An 18,344-nucleotide genomic window follows, 5' to 3' on the forward strand; every position below is an offset into this window, starting at 1 on the left:
AAACTTTGTGAAATTTGCGTTAAAAAAGCAGATTAAAAATAATAATTTTCGTCAAAAAGAAAAATTAACACAAAAAACAAATGACCCAGAATATAGAAAAATTAAACACCGTACTTGCTTACATTAAAGACACTTTCGTCGGAAAAAATGACGTGGTGGATTTATTGGGAATATGCCTTCTGGCAAGAGAAAATGCCTTTTTATACGGTCCTCCGGGAACAGCAAAATCTGCCATTGTAAGAACATTGGCGCAGACCGTAAAAGACGGGAAAAACTTCGACTATCTGCTCACCCGTTTTACCGAACCCAATGAAATTTTCGGGCCTTTTGATATCAGGAAATTGAAAGAAGGCGAGTTGCTTACCAATACCGAAGGCATGATGCCTGAAGCATCCATGGTTTTTCTCGATGAAATTTTTAATGCCAATTCCGCTATCCTGAATTCCCTGTTGATGGCTTTAAATGAAAAGATCTTTAAAAGAGGAAAAGAAACAAAACATCTTCCCGCGCTTATGTTTGTGGGTGCAAGCAATGTTCTTCCCGAAGATGAAGCGCTGAATGCATTGTTCGACCGTTTTCTGATTAGGATTAATGTAGATTATGTACATCCTGATCTTCTTCATCAGGTGCTTTTAGCCGGAAGAAAACTGGAAAATACCACTGAAACGGACGTACCGGAAATTCTTTCTCATGAGATAAAAGAACTTCAGGATCTCTGTAAAACAGTTGATTTAAGGCCAATTTATGAAGTGTACCTCAACACCATATTAAGTCTGCGAAATACAGGAATTGCAATTTCGGACAGAAGAGCTGTTAAAATGCAGAATCTTATTGCTGCCAGTGCTCTGATCTGCGGAAGGAATGAAGCCATTCTTTCCGACCTTTGGGTATTGAAGCACATCTGGGATACGGAAGAGCAGGTTGAAATTCTGGAAGGTATCATCAACAGGACGATTGAAAAAGATGAAAATCCGAAATCTCATCCGCAGGCCCTTCAGAACAAAACACCGAATCCGGAAGAAGTAATGAAAGATGTCAAAATACTGGCCGAAAAATGGAACAGCGGAACATTGAGCTTTGAAGAACAGAATGTCATTAAAGATAAGCTGCGCTACCTTCAGAGCCGTTGCGACTGGATCAAAAATCCCGAACAGAAACAGTATATCCAACAGGAAATCGAAAGTCTATGGCAAAAGATCCTTCAGAGCATATAAAAGAATTCTGGGCAGAAATTCCGCGCAGGGATGAAGACTATTTAGGCTCCATCCGCGATTGGAAAAATGTTCAGATTGCGTTGGAAGAAGAGGTCATCTGGCTGAAAGGCTTTACGGAAGAACAGGCTGCCTCACCGGAAATCCAGCAGCTGCCTGATTTTTTATTGTACGAGCTGAGAGATGGGCTTCTCTTCAGGAGAAATGCCTTAGTTCCGAGCAAAAAAGTGAGAACAGCATTACTCTGGACACCAATTGATAAGGCATTACGGTTAACATTTCCTTTATCCAACAATAATTTCTTCGGAATTGATGAAAAAATTGGAGTTACCTTAATGCCCTGTGAAGAAGAACGTGCTGCAGTTGCATTATTAAGTTCTATTGCAGAAATTAAGGACTTCATCATCACTCAGCCGAAATTCAGGCTTGAGAAAATAAACTGGACTGTTCTTGAGGATAACGCATTATTCCTGGGAACTCCGTTATTAAGCTTTCCAGGGGAAACTTTTTGGGAAAAAGACGGACATCTGCTGCCAGCGGGTTTTGATTTTGAATTTAAAAATATGAGCTCTTTACTGCAGAAAAAATACAATGCAGGTCTTGATCAATGGCTTCTGTGGGATAAACATGGAAGTGTTTTGGCAATTCATAAAAACGATTTCAGGAAATTATCCATAAGCTCATTTCGCCTGACTGAAAAAGCAAAAGAATGGAACTGAACGAATACTTCCAATCATACGAAAATTATTTCTGGGAATGGACAACGGATGAAGATGTCCCGGATCCGTCAGGCTATCATGAATTCAACCTCGTTTCTATCCCGAATGTGGGGGCAATCGCTTACAGGGCATATGTTATTGAAGTTCTGAAAGAATTGCAGCCCTATGGTTTTCCGCCATTTGGATCACTGCTCTTGGTGCTCTATGCCTCACAGGACGGCTATCTTAACTTAGACGGTATTTCCTTTTATTTAAAAAAGATTGAAAAAAACTCATTATTCAGAAGTACAGATCGAGTTTTAGAGCTTTTAGAAAATATTAATAGATTACCCCGAAGTTATAAAACAGGGCAGAATAAAATCAATCTGCTTCAGACACTTTTTAAAAATTCTCATAACCAGACTTCATCCGGAAGTGCAGATTTAATCCTGAAAAGATTCGCCAAAAGACCGTATAAAATTGCAGAATGTGCTCATAAAATATCCTTACGCTCAATGCTTTTTCCGGTGGATGATATTGGGAGTTTAATGAATGTATACGAAAAATTTCCTACCACAGAGTCTATCATTCATGCGATGAAAGGGATAACCGAAGTTCCGGATCTTGAAGATGAAGTCGTTGAAGAGGAAATAACGGTAGATACGGATAAAGATTTTATACAGGAACTGATTGAAGAGCCCAAAACCTTTCAGATAGGAAGCTTAATCAAAAGAATCTGGAGCGGCCTGAAAATCCCGATGCGCCACCTCTCGCCCGGTGAGCAGCCGATCGGAGGGATTTCGGATATGAGCAATAAAGGCGATTTTAACCGGATGCTTCTCTCTGAATTTGCCAATGAAGATGAGGTGTTTATGAACCGTGTCGCGAATAATGAAGCTCTTTATATTCAGCGTGAAATTCCGCCTGAAGAAAATGTTTTTGAAAGAATCATTCTCATTGATACTTCCCTGAAAAATTGGGGAACTCCTAAAATATTGGCTTTTGCATCGGCAATTGCAGTGATCAGGCACCCGAAAGCACATTCGGAATGTAAAGTGCTGACATTGGGACAGACAGGGCTGGAAATCTCCCTGAATAAAGTAGAACATGTTATCGGAAACCTCAACCAGGTAAGTCCGGTGCTGGAGGTTTCCCAGGCTTTGGAAAAGTTTTTTGAAGAAGATCATAAAGAAAAAGATCTTGAGGTATTTTTCATCACCCACCAAGACAATGTAGCAGATCAGAAATTGCAGAAAGTCATCCATTCAAATAGGGATCGGCTGAAATTTCTCGTGACAACTTCAGCTGACGGAGAACTCAATTTCTACAAGCATCATAAGGGAACGAGAAAGCATATTCAGAAAATCATGCTTCCCTTACAGGAATTGTGGGCAAATCCGCCTGAAGGAAAAAGAAATGGAGGAAATAGTTCTTCATCAAACAGGAAGAAAGCTGCTGTTCCGTTAAATTATCCGATTCTGTTTCCAACGCCTGCCAATAAAATTGCTACTTTTCTGTATGAAGGGGAATTTTTTATTTTAAGCAATAAAAAACAATTGTTAAGAACTTATTTGTCTGATAATTATTATAACAGAGAACATTACAATAATCATAAAATCCAGCATGGATGTGAAGTTGTTATTGAAGGTATTTCTGCAAAGCCAAAAGGACAGTTTGCGCTGGCAAGAAACAAAAAGCAGGAATTTATTTTGTGCCAGTATCAACCGGATAAAAAGCTTATTTCCAAATTAAATTTAAATACAAAAGAATATACTGAACTGAATCTGACGGGAAAGAATATTCCAAATGGACACAGGCTCATTTATTTTGGGAAATATTTTTACTTATTTCATGAAGAAAGTGAGATGATTCCCTGCATTAATATAGAAGGTACTATTTCATTAGAATATGTTTTAAATGATCAATTGATTTATAAAAGTCATGGAAAGGTAGAGTCCGAAATTAAAAAATTATACAACAGCGGAATTAAAATTTTTAATAATTTCAGTAAAATAGGAATAAACAGCGATGAAGAATTGGTGATTTCAAAATATGCAATGACAACACATGGGGACAATCTTTATGCTTTTGCAAAAAACTTTACGGATATCGAAGTAATGGCCAGTCAGAATAAAAATGTGTTCAGCTTTGAAGACGGAAGTGAAATTATCACCGATTCCCGCGGAATGCTTACCTTCAAAAGCAGCAACAAAAATATACCTGTTTTTTATATGCCTTCCACAGATTATGGCTATCTGGCTTTAGGAACAGAGAATGATTTCGGAGGTTCCGAATATTACCTGCCTAAAGAAAATAGGCTGAAAATAAAGGAAATGGAAGAAATGTATTCTCAATACATGGAAGCTTTTATAAAACATGTTTTGGAATATGGAACTTAGAATTAAACCTTTTCCGAAAAACAATTATCCTAAAAAAGGGCTTCTCATTAAAGGAGCTTCACCATTGATATGGTTGTCTGAAATGGAACTGTTGGAAATAGATTTAAATGAAGTTCGGTCGTTTCCCATTCCTTCCAATCAACCAAATGTCCTGTATGGCTGCTTTCTTATTTTCAAGGATCTCGCCCCGAATGAAATTGGCAAAAATTCTTATTTTCAGAGTGTAGATAATAAGCTTTTCATTCCTGAAAATACAGACTTTTATCCCAGAGTAAATCCTGAAGACTGGCAAAATATAGATGCAGAATTTCTAATCATGCACCCCGATTTCGGACTGGTAAAACTGAACGAAGAAATTGACTGGATTTCCATAATCAGCAATTCAAAGTCGTCCGGAAATACAGTCAGAAAGCCATCGAATGGTGTCAAAGTTCCTCAAAAAATCGAGAGCTACACCGTAGAAATGGATGACGAAAAGATTCTTGAATCCCTCCAAAATCCTAAGACGGAAGAAGAATGGATGAAAGATCTGCCTTTCAACCTTCAAAAAGTAATGAAAGGAAATAAAAAAGAGATCGAAAAATATTTAAGATATATCGAAAAATATCCTGACAGAGCGGTGGATTTAGGCGTCCCGCTTGATATCATGGGAACTTCCAGAGGAGATGGTTTTGCCAGATTCAAATTTGGAAATACCTGGCTCGGGAAATTGTTTGGAGGGAATATGTCGGGCGGAAATTCCTCCTATTCTGAAAATTACCGCTGGGTATTCTGGGTGGTTCTGATTGTAATGGGGCTGGTAAGGCTGTTTGTTTATCTTAATAAGGAAGAACCTGCAAAAGATCAATCTATGATATCCTCAGGGAAAATTTCCGGGGTCAATAAAGATTTGATGAAACCTGCCATAGCCTATCAGTCAGGAGTAACGGATATTGATATGAAAATTGATTCGATGTACGGAAGGAAAAGAAATAAAATTGCTGAAGAATATAGTAATGCAGTTGGCACTTATATTTCCCGCGATAAAAACAAAATTGAAGAATATAAAAAGCAAGGAAAGCGTGATCCTAAGGAAATCAGCAATGAACTGCTGAATATAAATGCCAAAATTGATAAATCCAAAGATTCGTTAAAAACAATTTACACTAAAAAAATTGTAAAATATTTAGCGCAAAGCGAAGAAAAGTATAAAAAGAAAATCCGGGATTCATTACGAAAAGTAAGTTCGGGAAAACCTGCAGATAAGGGAATCGTAAAAAGCATCTGGAAAAAGAAACAGGTCCTGATTGAAGATTCACTGGGCAGATTGTACGGAACAAAAGAATATCCTGAACCGCCTGTTGCAGATCCGGATCAAAAAGCAGCCACTTATGACAAGGAAGAGCCTTATGCAAAAAATGACACTTCGTTCTCGGAAATCATCTGGCTGATCATCTTTATGACCGGTGTTGTCGGACTGTATAATTTTATTGTAAAAAGAAGATCCTTAGATGTTGGGGGGCAAAACGTTCCGGGTGGGATTAAAATTTTTCTCATCATTCTGCTTATTGCCATGTTAGCTTATATCTTCTATCCGCTGATTGAAATGTTCGGCTACAACTGGTTTGTATGGATTCTCATTATCTGTGTTATTGTACTGCTTTATCGCCTGTTCAGCGAAGATAAAACCATTTTAAAAACGGATAAAGATGAATAATCAGAAATTTATCAACAAATTCAGCGCAGCATTTTTTATCCTGGTGGTTATTAAGGTTATCGCGCTATTAGCCCAGCTGTTTCATCAGAGCTTCTGGAGCGTAGTAGGAACTCTCCTGATTTTTATTATCATAGCTTTTATTATTTTCATTGTCATTACCCGCCTTGAAGACAAGGAAAAAGAAAAGAATATACACGGGAAAAGAGGTGCGGCATCCGGCGGAAATTTTTATGTGGAAAGCACTCTTTTTGATAAAATCAGGAATAAATACGAAGACCTTGCCCAAAGCTATATCCGTGAAAAAGATTATAGAAAGGCGGCTAAAGTTTACATCAATCTCCTGCGGGACAATTACCGTGGAGCTAAAATTCTCGAGGAAGGAGGATTTTACAACGAGGCAGCTGTTATCTATCTGAACAAGCTGAAAAACAAATCCGAGGCTGCCCATTGTTATGAAAAAGCAAAACAATACCGGAAAGCAATAGAGCTTTACAAAGAGCTGGAGCACAAAGAAAAAGTAGGCGATCTTTACCGGGAGATCAATGATCCTAAAAATGCTAATACCTATTACCAGATGGTTGTGGACGATTATGTAAAAAATAATCAGATGGTAAAAGGCTCATTGATTTATCGTAAGAAAATGGAGATGCCTGAAGAAGCCCAGCAAATTTTGCTGAGAGGATGGGAAGCGGATAAAGATGCTTTCAATTGTCTTAATAATTATTTTGCCAATATCTTTGATGTTAAGAATCTTGAGCATGAAATTCAGACAATATATCAGAAAACGCCTTCAGAGAAAAAGATCATGTATCTTGAAGCCCTGAAATACGAATTTAAAAAAGATCCATATCTTCAGGGAACAACCAGGAATATTGCCTACGAAATTATTGCCGAGAAAATAGGTAGCCATTCGGAAATTGTCAATGAATTAAAATATTTTAATCCACACGATGATGTGATTTTAAAAGATATTTCACGGTATAAGACGGGAAGAAATAAAATGTTTAGAAACTAAAAACTTCCTTAGTAAACCTGCCTTATCACTGAATCTTCCTTAACTGCAGATTAAATTTCCGGGAAAACATTTATCTTTGCATCAGTAAAAATATGACAATACAAAGAGCACATATCAGTTTGAATCTATGCGATCGTCCTGTAGTAAAGGGATCGTTTGGATATGAATGGATGATATTGGATGAGGCGAAATGTGCTTGCTTTGAAAATTGTTTACCGTAAACCGTAAAAATTTTATCAAAATATTGCAAAAACGCCTCGATTTTCGAGGCGTTTTTTGTGTTTTTAACCGAGAAATTATTTAGAACGAAAAAAAATAACCATAAAAGTGAAAATTTTTTAATCAGCAATGAACAACAAATAAGAAAATAAAGCGTGATCAATAACCCGATGAGAGACAGTCATTTAGGTAAAAGGAGAATCTGCAATCCGTTGCGGACAGGAATTTCCTATTTTAAAAATGAGTATTAAATTATTGATTTTCAATGTTTTAAATGAAAAATAAATTTGCGGATTAAAAAAAATCATATTTACTTTGCAACCGAAAATTGAAAGCAACAGGTTTTCAGCTTTCCAAAACTTTTAGACAAAATAAAATGAAACAATTACATAACATATCAGGTTTACATTCAGGACAACGCGGTGCAGAACCGATGGGACAGCAATATGCTTGTATAAATCTGCTTGATAGTGAATTTGTGATAAAAAGGTGCTTATATACATGGGTCAGCTAATGAACTGACACGTCTTAATACATAAAGCGCCTCCTGAAAGAGGCGCTTTTTTTATGGTTTCTCTAGCTTATTTGGTAAAGCACCGGTTTGTGGCACCGGAGAACAGGGTTCGATCCCCGGAGATACCCAAAAATGTGAATAGTCAATAGTGAATTTCGTTTCACAAGCGAATTTTAAATTGACCAGCACAGCAAATTAACAGTTGGCTGTTCACATAAAAAAAAGGTTCCGTAGCTCAATTGGATATAGTATGGGTTTTCTAAATCCACGGTTACAGGTTCAAGCCCTGTCGGAATCACAAAAGGAGAGTAGGCAAATATTGGTTTGTTGCGGCTTACTGCTAATGAGTTCTACGACAGTAGTGAAGGTTCGATTCCTTTGCTCTCCGCAAAGATTTTAAGGTTACGGTGGCTTTTCTCACCTGTTCTTGGGATCACGAGTTCGCAATGCCTGCATTTGTGAATTCAATTAGAAAATATATGCGATCGTGAATAATCTCGCATACACCAAAAGATTCACGGAAAATTTCCGATCCGACTGTCTCTCGGAAAAGAAATTGAAGTGAATCTGCAAACTGGAAAGATAACGGTGGTTGTTTACCCGCCTTGGACGCGGGAGGTCGCAGGTTCGAACCCTGCTTTCCAGACAGTTTGCTCCATTAGCATAGCGGTTAGTGCATTCGGCTTTCTACCGAACGACAAGGGTTCGATTCCCTTATGGAGTGCAAAAAAAATGTGAATTTTTCACAGATGAATTATAACAAAAACGGTTTCGTAGCTCAATGGGTTAGAGTATCGGTTTCATACGCCGGAGGCTGAAGGTTCGAATCCTTCCGAAACTACAGAAAAAGATTTCGTAGCTCAATGGTAGAGCGCTGGTCTGTTAAACCAGAAGTTGAAAGTTCGAGTCTTTCCGAAATCGCAAATAACTAAATGTTAATTGTTTCAAAAGAGAAAAGAAAAGGCTTGTCGAGAGCAGAAGATCTTTAGCCAAAAACACGATATTATATAGACAGGCTTTTTCTCAACTCGGTTTGAAGCGCGATAATGAAAGTTTTAAACATAATATAAATTTTAGATCAAATAAAGTTTGTCAAAGCGCAGAAGTTCTTACATCAAACAAAAATTAAGACAGACTTTATTTTTTAGAAAATTTAAATTGAAAGAATAATCACAATATGGGAAAGCACTCATTACCCATTACTGATTACTCATAAAAATGATGGTTCGCCGAAGTGGAAGAGTCGGGGCGGTCTGCAAAACCGTTGCGTAAGCTGAGTGGGTTTGACTCCCATAACCATCTCAAATAACTAAAATGAGATTAGTTCCGAAGAAAGAAAAGCTTGTCGAGCGCAGAAGTTCTTATATCAAACTAAAAATTAAGACAGGCTTTATTTTCTTCAAATAATAAGCTGCTGGTGAATTACTCATTACCGATTGCTTAATCTGCGGGAATGGTGGAAATGGCAGACATACTTGATTTAGGCTCAAGATTTTGGGGGTTCGAATCCCTCTTCCCGTACAAAATATGAGTAATCAATAATGTGTAATTATAAAGCATGATTTTAATATTACCAATTGCTTATTACTCATTATTAATGAAACTGATTCATAGTGTAATTGGCAGCACACAAGACTTTGACTCTTGTTGTTCAGGTTCGAAATGCGGAGCATTCGTGAATTCATTAAATTAAATATAAAATTCATGAACAACCCTGATGAATCAACAAAGATTTGTATTGAAAAAACTCTGTTTTCTTAGCTGAGTATAAACTGAAGGTTGACGGATGTAGTTCTGCCTTTGCGAACTTAAAAACAAATAGTAGGTAAAAATACTTTGCGCACTTTGCGTTAAAGCAAATATTTAAACAAAAACAAATTTAAAACATGTAGAAAAAATGGAAACGCAACAACAAATATGGCAGAATATGACCGGAAAGATTTTCCGGAACTCTATCACACAGCTGGTAGAAGAAGCCATCATCCGCGAACATGCAAATGGACACCGACTGAAAGTATGCGTGGGCTCAGACTCCCATGTTTACGGAAATGCCATTAATTATGCTACGGCAGTTGTCTTTATTCGTGAGGGAAAAGGAGCGTTTACCTTTATCAGAAAAGAAAGAGAATTCCAGCGCATCAGTATCAAAGAACGAATGCTGAATGAAGTGAACAAATCCGTAGAAATTGCGTACGCTATCTGTTCCGTTCTGGATGCTTACGGAGTAGAAATGGAGGTACACGCAGATATTAACACAGATCCGGATTTCAAATCCAATGTCGCTTTGAAAGATGCAATGGGATATATTCTGGGAATGGGATATGTGTTTAAAGCAAAACCTTATGCATTCGCAAGTTCCAATTGTGCGGATATGATGGTGTAATAGGAATGGATCAGGTTCAAGAGATGTTAAGAATAATTAAACTTGCGTTTTAGTACGGAAACCTCACAGGTTTTCAAAACCTGTGAGGTTTAAATAGAATTAAAATTTAAAAAATGGAAAGAACGAAGAGATTATTATTTCTGGACGATATAAGATATCCTATTGATGCCTATCATTATACCAGACAAGATATTTTTCTTAGAACCGACTGGTATATTGTTCGGAATTACAAACAGTTTATCAACAGGATTTTGGAAAACGGCTTACCGGATCTGATCTCTTTTGACCACGACCTTGCGGATGAACATTATTTGAAAGCCGATTCTCGTGAATTTGCCGAAAAAACAGGGTACGAATGTGCGAAGTGGCTTATAGAATACTGCATGGATAACGGTGCCAATTTGCCGGAATTTTACTGTCATTCCATGAATCCTGTAGGAAAGGAAAATATTGAAAGCCTTTTGAAAAACTTTAAAAAATTGTAAATGGACATATTTAGATGTATAAAGTTTATACAAACGCATTTGAAATTCACTTTTGATGAGGTTGACAAATGGTTTGAGAAAGAGAATGCAACTTTGAATTATCAACCTTTGAATGGTGGTTGGACTATTCTGCAGATTTTAGAGCATATTTATCTTACTAATTTGTATTTGTTGATTCTTATTGAAAAAGGTTCGAGAAAAGCAATACGGAATTATTATCATCTTGATGTAAACCCTGAAATAAAAAATTGCAGTTTTGATAAAGAAAAGTTTGAAAAAGTAGGTGAGTACCGAGCTTTTGAATGGATAAGACCGGAACACATGGAGCCGAAAGGCGATTTGAATTCGTATGAAATCAGGCAATCAATTATTCAGCAATATCGGCAATGTTTACATTATTTGGATTTAATGAAAAATGGTGAAGGTCTTCTCTACAAAACAACAATGACAGTGAATGAATTAGGAAAGATTAATGTCTATGAATATATTTATTTTCTTTCACTTCATGCTCAGAGGCATCTTACTCAAATGAAAAATAATGAATTACAAATAATTTAATACTTGTATTTTAATTATTAAACCACACAGGTGTTCAAAACCTATGAGGTTTAAGTAAAAACAATTAAAATTTAAAACAATGAAACCCAATATATTTTTTACAGCAGACCATCATTTCGGTCATGAAAATATTATAAAATTCTCCGAAAGGCCTTTTGAGTCTTTGGATCAGATGAATGAAGAACTCGTTAAAAGATGGAATGAAAAAGTCGGGACAAATGATACCGTCTACCATTTAGGAGATATCAGTTTGGGCAAACCGGACTTTACCAAAGAAATTCTGGACAGATTAAACGGAAACATTCATCTGATAAAAGGAAATCATGAAGGAGCAGCATTAACGTATCCAAAACGATTTGCGTCCATCAGGGATTACCACGAATTAAGAATTGATGAACCTGCGAACACTAACGGCAAACAAAAAATAATTCTTTTTCATTACTCCCTCCGAACATGGAACGGCTCACATCGGGGTGTCTGGCAACTGTACGGGCATTCCCATGGAACACTGCCGGATGATGAGTTGGCCTTAAGCTTCGATGTAGGAGTAGATTGTCATAATTTTTACCCTGTTTCGTACGAAGAAGTAAAGGAGATCATGAAGAAGAAAAGATGGACACCGCCGTTTGGTCCAAGAAATTAATAAACCGGAAGAAAAACTTCCAAACCTAAAATTTAAACAAAATGAAAACAACAGATAAGATATTAATTATAGACCTTGAAGCGACGTGTTGGAACGACCGGCCGCCGAGAGGTCAGGAAAGTGAAATCATCGAAATCGGAGTATGTATTATGGATGCAAAAACCGGTAAGATTTCGCAAAATGAAGGGATTTTGGTAAAGCCTCAGTATTCAAAAGTCAGTCCGTTCTGTACCGAACTCACGTCTATTACCCAGCAAATGCTGGATGATGAAGGTGTTTTACTGGAAGATGCGTTGGATGTCCTGAGAGCAGAATATGATTCTGAAAATCTGACGTGGGCAAGCTACGGAAATTATGATCTGAATATGCTTCAGAATCAGGCAAGAAGGTTTCAGGCAGATTATCCATTAAGTGATGATCACATCAATGTAAAAACTTTATTTGGAAAACTGCATCCTACAGTCCGGAAAAGTGTGGGTATGGCCAGAGCTTTGAGCGAACTGAACCTTACGCTGGAAGGTACCCATCACAGAGGGGTAGATGATGCGAAAAATATTGCTAAGATTTTACATTGGTGCTTACAGCAATAATGTATATAAAATGAAAGTAATTATTATTTGCGCAAAAACATTTCGTAATGGCGTTTTTACTTGCATCATCAAATCTTTACAATAAACTAATACCCATCTTTATAGATTCCGGCTTTGCGAATGCAAAGCCGGAATCGTTTTGTCACGAAGTCTTCTCCAGCCATTCTTCATAAGAAAGAATACCCAGTTCAGGTCTGGCATCACCTTCCAGAATAGAGATCAATTCCAGCTGATTTCCGTCCGGATCATTAAAATAAATGGCCAAAGCCGGCATCCACGCAAAAACCATTGGTTTTTCATTTCCGTTTTTAAGAAAGTTATAGGGATTTAAATTTTTGCTTTTGAGAAACGTAACGGACTTATTCAGAATGTCATCTTTATCGGCCGTGAAGGCAAAATGTCTTGTTTGCAGATTTTCTTTCTGCTCCCACAGACCAAGCATGAACTCTTTTTCTTTTCCCACCCATAGAAAAGCAATTCTTCTGTTTTCATCTTGATGAGCGAGTTTCAGTCCTAAAATTTCCGTGTAGAAAATTACGGCATTTTCCAGGCTGCTGACCTGAATATGTGTTTCGTATAATCCTTTAATCATGATTGTAATTTAATTTAACAAATCTAAAAAACAAATGCGGTGAACTTCAATATAATTCATTTCTTAATCTAAAACTGCCGATAGATAAATTTAATTCTTATCAAAATCAATGATAGCATAATATTGGATAGTGGTTTTCTTGTTCATACCTTTGCTGCCAAATGAAAACTACCACTGCGTTATTCGATTTCTCGAAAAAAATAAATTATAAAAACGAATTGCTTGCCGGCTTTACGGTTGCCATGACCATGATCCCTGAGTCGCTTTCTTTCGCTATTCTGGCAGGGCTTTCACCGCTTACAGGGCTTTATGCTGCGTTTATGATGGGATTGGTGACTGCTGTTTTCGGCGGCCGTCCCGGAATGGTTTCCGGTGGAGCGGGGGCTACCATTGTTGTTCTTATTGCCTTAATAAAAAGCCATGGCGTAGAATATCTTTTTGCCACTGTAGTGCTGGCCGGGATATTTCAGCTGCTGGTGGGCGTTTTCAAATGGGGAAAATTTGTAAGATTAATCCCGCAACCTGTAATGTATGGTTTCTTAAACGGACTTGCGGTTATTATTTTTATGGCGCAGGTTGAACAGTTTAAAATTATTAATGAAAACGGAATAACCGGCTGGCTTCAGGGTACGGCACTCTATGTTATGCTGGGTCTGACGTTACTTACCATTGCCATTGTTTATTTTTTTCCAAAAATTACAAAGGTGGTGCCGGCTTCACTTGTTGCCATTCTCATTGTGTTCGGAATTGTTGTAGGCTTTGGAATTCATACAAAGACCGTTGCCGATATAGCAAGCATCAGCGGAACGCTGCCAAGCTTTCATATTCCTGATCTTCCTTTTTCACTGGAAACATTACAGATTATTTTTCCTTATGCCCTTGTAATGGCGGGAGTAGGACTCATCGAATCACTTCTAACTTTATCCATGGTAGATGAAATTACCAATACCAAAGGAAATACCAATAGGGAATCTGTTGCTCAGGGTCTGGCCAATATGACCAACGGATTTTTCGGAGGAATGGGCGGCTGTGCCATGGTCGCGCAGACACTTGTAAATCTTAATGCCGGCTCCCGGACAAGACTTTCCGGGATTATAGCTTCTGTAACGATCTTGGTCATTATTCTCATAGGAGCACCTTTTATTGAAAGAATTCCGATGGCGGCGCTTGTAGGGGTCATGATGATGGTCGCCATTAGTACTTTTCAGTGGGTTTCCATACGAATTGTCAACAAAATGCCGAAATCTGATATTTTTGTAGGAATTACAGTAGCTTTAATTACTATTATTCTTCATAATCTTGCTTTGGCAGTTTTAGTCGGAGTAATAATTTCTGCATTGGTCTTTGCATGGGATAATGCCAAAAGAATCCGCGCAAGAAAGCATACGGATGAAAATGGGGTGAAATATTACGAAATTTTAGGACCTTTGTTTTTCGGTTCGGTTACAGCCTTTGTTGATAAATTCGATCCTGTGAACGATCCTGATCAGGTAGTAATTGATTTTAAAGAAAGCAGAATTGTCGATATGAGTGCTATTGATGCCTTAGACAAACTCTCTAAAAAATACACGGAGCAACAAAAAACCTTACATTTAAAACATCTCAGCGAAGACTGTCGCAAAATGCTAAAAAACGCTGAAGCCGTAATTGAAGTCAATATTCAGGATGATCCTACATATAAGGTGATGCCGGAGAAGTAGAGTTGTTTTTGTTTGAGGGATTTAGGGTTTGAAAATATTTGTGTATTATTGTGAACAGAGTGAGATCTGCGAATGTAGTGCAAAAGCGACGAAGCAATTTTAAAAATGCGGATAGCAAAATGTCATAGCTGAGTGAAACGCCCTTGCGAACAAAAAATATCCACAATCATTTCAAAAAAATCTTTGCGGGCTTTGCGTTTAAAAAACAATTTTCCGCTATCAAATATTAAATTCGATTACGGAAAATCATAAAAAATTCTTAAAACACAGTACAACATTTACACATTAATTTAAAAATTTTATCTTTGGGTTAAATTGATATCAGAAGAAGAATTTGATGATAAGAATTAGTGTAACTTACTGAACATCTTTTTCAAGAAATAAGCTAAATAAACTTTTAACTAAACCATTTTGAAAACAGATATTGACATCCATAATCACTCACATTTTTCCTTTGATTTATGGCTTACTTTAATAAAATCTCATCCCCAATTTAAAGCAAAAAGAGTTGAGCTGTTCGCCTCTTTTTTTGATATTAAAAAGCCAGTTGATGAAGTTGCGAAAGCCGTAAAATATTACGATGATCTTTGTAATTCCATTAATGAAGTTATTGGTGGGAATGTAGATACTTTTGAAATATATCTCCTTATTTTACATGCTTTGGAAGTAGATCTGAGACAGATAAATAAAGACCAGCTGCACCAGTTCTATCAAAAAAGTGAAGACCTTTTCCTGGAATATAAGCCAGTTGTGATTTTCGAGAATTTGCACCAGCTTTTTAATGAAATTAAAAATCAGGGAAAGACGATTAATATTCTCAGCAATACCGGATTTATCAAAGGAAAAACAATGAGGAAATTTCTGATTAATGAAGATCTTGATCAGTACATCGATTTTCACATTTATTCTGATGAAACCAACTGCTCCAAACCCGATTCGAAAATATTTCAGGAAGTGAAAAACCTGCTTAAAAATCAGGATCTGGATTCCCGGCAGATATTACACATCGGAGATAATCCCATTGCAGATTACAAAGGCGCAAAGGATTTTGGCTTCAACGCATACTTACTTACACCCAAAATATAACGTATGAACAAAAGATACAGCTTACATCACATCCATTCTGCAGATGAATTTACTTTTTCACCCGCAGAATACAGCTATTTTAAATATGGCGACAAATCGTACGCTGCAAAATTCGCCGGAGAATTATTCGAAGGATTTATTTTGGCGCACGAAAATATCCTTGATACCGATAAAGAGATTGTCGTTCTGCCAAGTCCGTACATGGCAATTCCTACTGCGTCTAATTTTTTATGTTTTTATTTTAAAAAGCATCTTGATTTTTATCTGTTTCAAAAAGGAAAAAAATCAAGCATTCTCTCAAAAATCAACAGAAATCATACATACACGACGGATTATGGAAATTTGAGCTTCGAAGATCGCAAAAATCTGATTGCCAATGATACTTATTATCTTGATAAAGATTTTCTTAGAGGAAAACTTTGTATTTTTATAGACGATATCAAAATAACGGGAAGTCATGAGTTTACTGTAAATAAAATTCTTAATGAATATGAGGTAGAGGCAGATTTTTTATTTATGTACTATGCCGAACTGATGAATTTTGAACTTGACCCGAAAATTGAAAACTATTTTAATTATTATGCGGTAAAAAATGTGGAACACATCGCAGAAGTAATGTTGAAACCAAGTTTTCAGTTCAATACAAGGATTGTAAAATATATTTTAGGTCTGGATTCAGGTAATTTTGATTATCTTTCGTCTAAAGTAAAAAAAGAACAGATGGATCACCTGCTGGAACTGGCGATCAGCAACAATTATCATTTAATAAAAGAATACGAAAACAATATTAATACATTAACACAAACTGAACTATATTATGGCTATTAACTTACAGAAAGGACAAAGAGAAAATATAAACGCACCAAAATTCACTGTAGGCTTAGGATGGGATATCAATAATACCTCTACGGGAACAGCTTTTGACTTAGACGCCTCTTTATTTTTATTGGGAGAAAATAAAAAACTGGTTTCCGATGACCATTTTATTTTCTATAACAACCTGGAGTCTCCGGATAAGGCGGTGATTCATACAGGAGATAATTTGACAGGAGAGGGCTCTGGAGACGATGAGCAAATCAAAATTGATCTTACAAAAATTGATCCTGCCGTGAAAGAAATTACTGTTGTAGTAACGATTCACGAGGCAGATTCCAGAAGACAGAACTTCGGACAGGTAAGAAATTCTTTTATCAGAATTTTTAATACCGATACCAACGAAGAAATATTGAAATATGAGCTGGATGAAGATTTCTCAATCGAAACGGCGGTAGAATTCGGAAGAATCTATAACAGAAACGGCGAATGGAAATTTGAAGCCGTAGGAAGCGGTCAGAGAGAAGGTCTCGAAAAATTTGTAGAAATCTATCAATAATCTTATCATGGATAACCAACCTAATCAACCCATAGATCCGCTTGGATCAATTGAACCTTTAAAAACATTTGAGCCGACTCCGATGGATCCTCCACCGGGACAGATACCCAATACACCTCCGGCTCCTGTGGTAGACAGGGAAGGAAATGTAAACCTTACCCAGTTACCATCTGAAGAACGCCAGAAATACGAAGTTCTTGCAGACTCTATTGATGAAACCAATCCGGGATCTATTGTGAACTTCGGGGCAGATCTGCAGAGAACATTATCAAACCAGAGTGACAGCTTCCTTGGGAATGTAAGACGGTCCAATTCGGGAGAAGTCGGCGAACTGATCAATAATTTATTGGTTGAGCTTAATTACGTTGATGTAGAAGAGCTTAATCAGAATAAATTCAAGAGCTTTTTAAGCAAATTGCCTTTCATGAAAAGTGTAATGACGCAGATTGAGAATTTATTTGCCAAATACGATAAGATCATCAATAATATCGATCAGATCTCTTACAAGGTAAACGCAGGAATTATTACTTCCACGAAAGATAATGCGGTATTGCAGACCATTTTCGAAAGTAATATCACTGCAATCAAGCAAATAGAAGAGCTGGTGATCGCCGGAAATCTTAGAATGGAAAAAGCAGGAACAGAGCTTGCTGTGATGGAAGCTGCACCACAAAACTATCAGGATTACCAGATCGCTGATAAAAGGGATTTTATTGCACGTTTAGACCGGAGACTGGCCGATCTTAAGGTCGTTCGTCTGATCATGATGCAGTCGCTTCCGCAGATCAGACTGGTTCAGAACAATAACGTATCTATTGCTGAAAAAGCGCAGACTATCCTTACGACAACGCTTCCGCTTTGGAAAAATCAGCTTTCTTTGGCAGTAGCTATGTACAGACAGCAGCAGAACATAGAAATTCAGCAGAAAGTTTCTTCGACAACCGAAGAGATTTTAAGAAAAAATGCAGAACGTCTTGGTCAGAATTCAATCAATGTTGCAAGAGCCAACGAGCAAACCGTTGTATCGATTGAAACGCTGAGAGAAACAACGTCAAAACTTATCAATACATTGAACGAGGTAAAACAGATCCAAAAGCAGGGGGCAGAAGGCAGAAGAAAGCTGGATCAGGATCTGATGACGCTGGAACACGAACTAAAAGCAAACGTAAGAGGATAATAGCAT

General features: G+C 37.2%; 16 protein-coding genes and 9 tRNA genes. 24 read left to right on the plus strand and 1 reads right to left on the minus strand.

Annotated elements, in window-relative coordinates; genetic code table 11:
* Nucleotides 1–80: 80 nt before the first annotated feature.
* The 19 genes from HHL20_RS16820 to HHL20_RS16910 all read left to right on the plus strand — a co-directional run bounded on the left by HHL20_RS16820 (nt 81) and on the right by HHL20_RS16910 (nt 12,411).
* The gene (locus tag HHL20_RS16820) at nt 81–1,214 is read left to right on the plus strand and encodes an AAA family ATPase (RefSeq protein WP_169232338.1); all 1,134 of its coding nucleotides are present in this window, start codon (nt 81–83) and stop codon (nt 1,212–1,214) included.
* Nucleotides 1,187–1,930 carry a hypothetical protein gene (locus HHL20_RS16825; RefSeq protein WP_169232339.1) on the plus strand — a complete coding sequence of 248 codons (744 nt, stop codon included), beginning with the start codon at nt 1,187–1,189 and terminating at the stop codon, nt 1,928–1,930. Before HHL20_RS16820 ends, HHL20_RS16825 begins: the two co-directional genes overlap by 28 nt.
* Complete coding sequence (locus HHL20_RS16830; RefSeq protein ID WP_169232340.1) at nt 1,921–4,308, plus strand: hypothetical protein; 2,388 nt, start codon at nt 1,921–1,923, stop codon at nt 4,306–4,308. Before HHL20_RS16825 ends, HHL20_RS16830 begins: the two co-directional genes overlap by 10 nt.
* Entirely contained in the window at nt 4,298–6,004 is a 1,707-nt protein-coding gene (locus tag HHL20_RS16835) for an APC family permease (RefSeq protein WP_169232341.1), read from the plus strand. The genes HHL20_RS16830 and HHL20_RS16835 overlap by 11 nt, the downstream gene beginning before the upstream one ends.
* Nucleotides 5,997–7,019, plus strand: a complete 1,023-nt coding sequence (locus HHL20_RS16840; protein WP_169232342.1) for a tetratricopeptide repeat protein — start codon at nt 5,997–5,999, stop codon at nt 7,017–7,019. Before HHL20_RS16835 ends, HHL20_RS16840 begins: the two co-directional genes overlap by 8 nt.
* Nucleotides 7,020–7,807: 788 nt before the next feature.
* Nucleotides 7,808–7,880 (plus strand) — tRNA-His (locus tag HHL20_RS16845).
* Between the two features lie 96 nt (nt 7,881–7,976).
* Nucleotides 7,977–8,050, plus strand: a tRNA-Arg gene (locus tag HHL20_RS16850).
* Between the two features lie 5 nt (nt 8,051–8,055).
* Nucleotides 8,056–8,140: transfer RNA gene (locus tag HHL20_RS16855), tRNA-Ser, on the plus strand.
* Nucleotides 8,141–8,326: 186 nt separating this feature from the next.
* Nucleotides 8,327–8,398: transfer RNA gene (locus HHL20_RS16860), tRNA-Pro, on the plus strand.
* 6 nt (nt 8,399–8,404) lie between these two features.
* A tRNA-Glu gene (locus HHL20_RS16865) sits at nt 8,405–8,476 on the plus strand.
* A gap of 43 nt (nt 8,477–8,519) precedes the next feature.
* A tRNA-Met gene (locus HHL20_RS16870) sits at nt 8,520–8,593 on the plus strand.
* Between the two features lie 8 nt (nt 8,594–8,601).
* A tRNA-Asn gene (locus HHL20_RS16875) sits at nt 8,602–8,673 on the plus strand.
* A gap of 299 nt (nt 8,674–8,972) precedes the next feature.
* A tRNA-Cys gene (locus HHL20_RS16880) sits at nt 8,973–9,054 on the plus strand.
* A gap of 145 nt (nt 9,055–9,199) precedes the next feature.
* Nucleotides 9,200–9,273: transfer RNA gene (locus tag HHL20_RS16885), tRNA-Leu, on the plus strand.
* Nucleotides 9,274–9,649: 376 nt separating this feature from the next.
* Nucleotides 9,650–10,135, plus strand: a complete 486-nt coding sequence (locus HHL20_RS16890) for a ribonuclease H-like YkuK family protein (RefSeq protein ID WP_169232343.1) — start codon at nt 9,650–9,652, stop codon at nt 10,133–10,135.
* A 113-nt stretch (nt 10,136–10,248) separates the two neighbouring features.
* Nucleotides 10,249–10,620: a cyclic-phosphate processing receiver domain-containing protein gene (locus HHL20_RS16895; RefSeq protein WP_169232344.1), complete on the plus strand. Its 372-nt coding sequence runs from the start codon at nt 10,249–10,251 to the stop codon at nt 10,618–10,620.
* The gene (locus HHL20_RS16900) at nt 10,621–11,178 is read left to right on the plus strand and encodes a DinB family protein (RefSeq protein WP_169232345.1); all 558 of its coding nucleotides are present in this window, start codon (nt 10,621–10,623) and stop codon (nt 11,176–11,178) included.
* A gap of 79 nt (nt 11,179–11,257) precedes the next feature.
* Nucleotides 11,258–11,821: a metallophosphoesterase gene (locus HHL20_RS16905; RefSeq protein ID WP_169232346.1), complete on the plus strand. Its 564-nt coding sequence runs from the start codon at nt 11,258–11,260 to the stop codon at nt 11,819–11,821.
* Between the two features lie 41 nt (nt 11,822–11,862).
* Complete coding sequence (locus HHL20_RS16910) at nt 11,863–12,411, plus strand: 3'-5' exonuclease (RefSeq protein WP_169232347.1); 549 nt, start codon at nt 11,863–11,865, stop codon at nt 12,409–12,411.
* Nucleotides 12,412–12,553: 142 nt separating this feature from the next.
* Here the strand turns inward: HHL20_RS16910 and HHL20_RS16915 are convergent, their stop codons facing one another.
* Entirely contained in the window at nt 12,554–13,003 is a 450-nt protein-coding gene (locus HHL20_RS16915; RefSeq protein ID WP_169232348.1) for a VOC family protein, read from the minus strand.
* Between the two features lie 161 nt (nt 13,004–13,164).
* On the opposite strand from HHL20_RS16915, the gene HHL20_RS16920 reads away from it, so the two are divergent.
* The 5 genes from HHL20_RS16920 to HHL20_RS16940 all read left to right on the plus strand — a co-directional run bounded on the left by HHL20_RS16920 (nt 13,165) and on the right by HHL20_RS16940 (nt 18,338).
* Nucleotides 13,165–14,703 carry a SulP family inorganic anion transporter gene (locus HHL20_RS16920; RefSeq protein ID WP_169232349.1) on the plus strand — a complete coding sequence of 513 codons (1,539 nt, stop codon included), beginning with the start codon at nt 13,165–13,167 and terminating at the stop codon, nt 14,701–14,703.
* Between the two features lie 411 nt (nt 14,704–15,114).
* The gene (locus tag HHL20_RS16925; protein ID WP_169232350.1) at nt 15,115–15,789 is read left to right on the plus strand and encodes an HAD family hydrolase; all 675 of its coding nucleotides are present in this window, start codon (nt 15,115–15,117) and stop codon (nt 15,787–15,789) included.
* A gap of 3 nt (nt 15,790–15,792) precedes the next feature.
* Entirely contained in the window at nt 15,793–16,617 is an 825-nt protein-coding gene (locus tag HHL20_RS16930; RefSeq protein ID WP_169232351.1) for a phosphoribosyltransferase family protein, read from the plus strand.
* Nucleotides 16,607–17,161, plus strand: a complete 555-nt coding sequence (locus HHL20_RS16935) for a TerD family protein (protein ID WP_169232352.1) — start codon at nt 16,607–16,609, stop codon at nt 17,159–17,161. The genes HHL20_RS16930 and HHL20_RS16935 overlap by 11 nt, the downstream gene beginning before the upstream one ends.
* 7 nt (nt 17,162–17,168) lie before the next feature.
* On the plus strand, nt 17,169–18,338 hold the full coding sequence (locus tag HHL20_RS16940; protein ID WP_169232353.1) for a toxic anion resistance protein: 1,170 nt from the start codon (nt 17,169–17,171) through the stop codon (nt 18,336–18,338).
* The last annotated feature ends 6 nt before the right edge of the window (nt 18,339–18,344 follow it).

Origin of the sequence: Chryseobacterium cheonjiense (assembly GCF_012927265.1) — a bacterium.
In the GTDB taxonomy this organism is placed as follows: domain Bacteria; phylum Bacteroidota; class Bacteroidia; order Flavobacteriales; family Weeksellaceae; genus Chryseobacterium; species Chryseobacterium cheonjiense.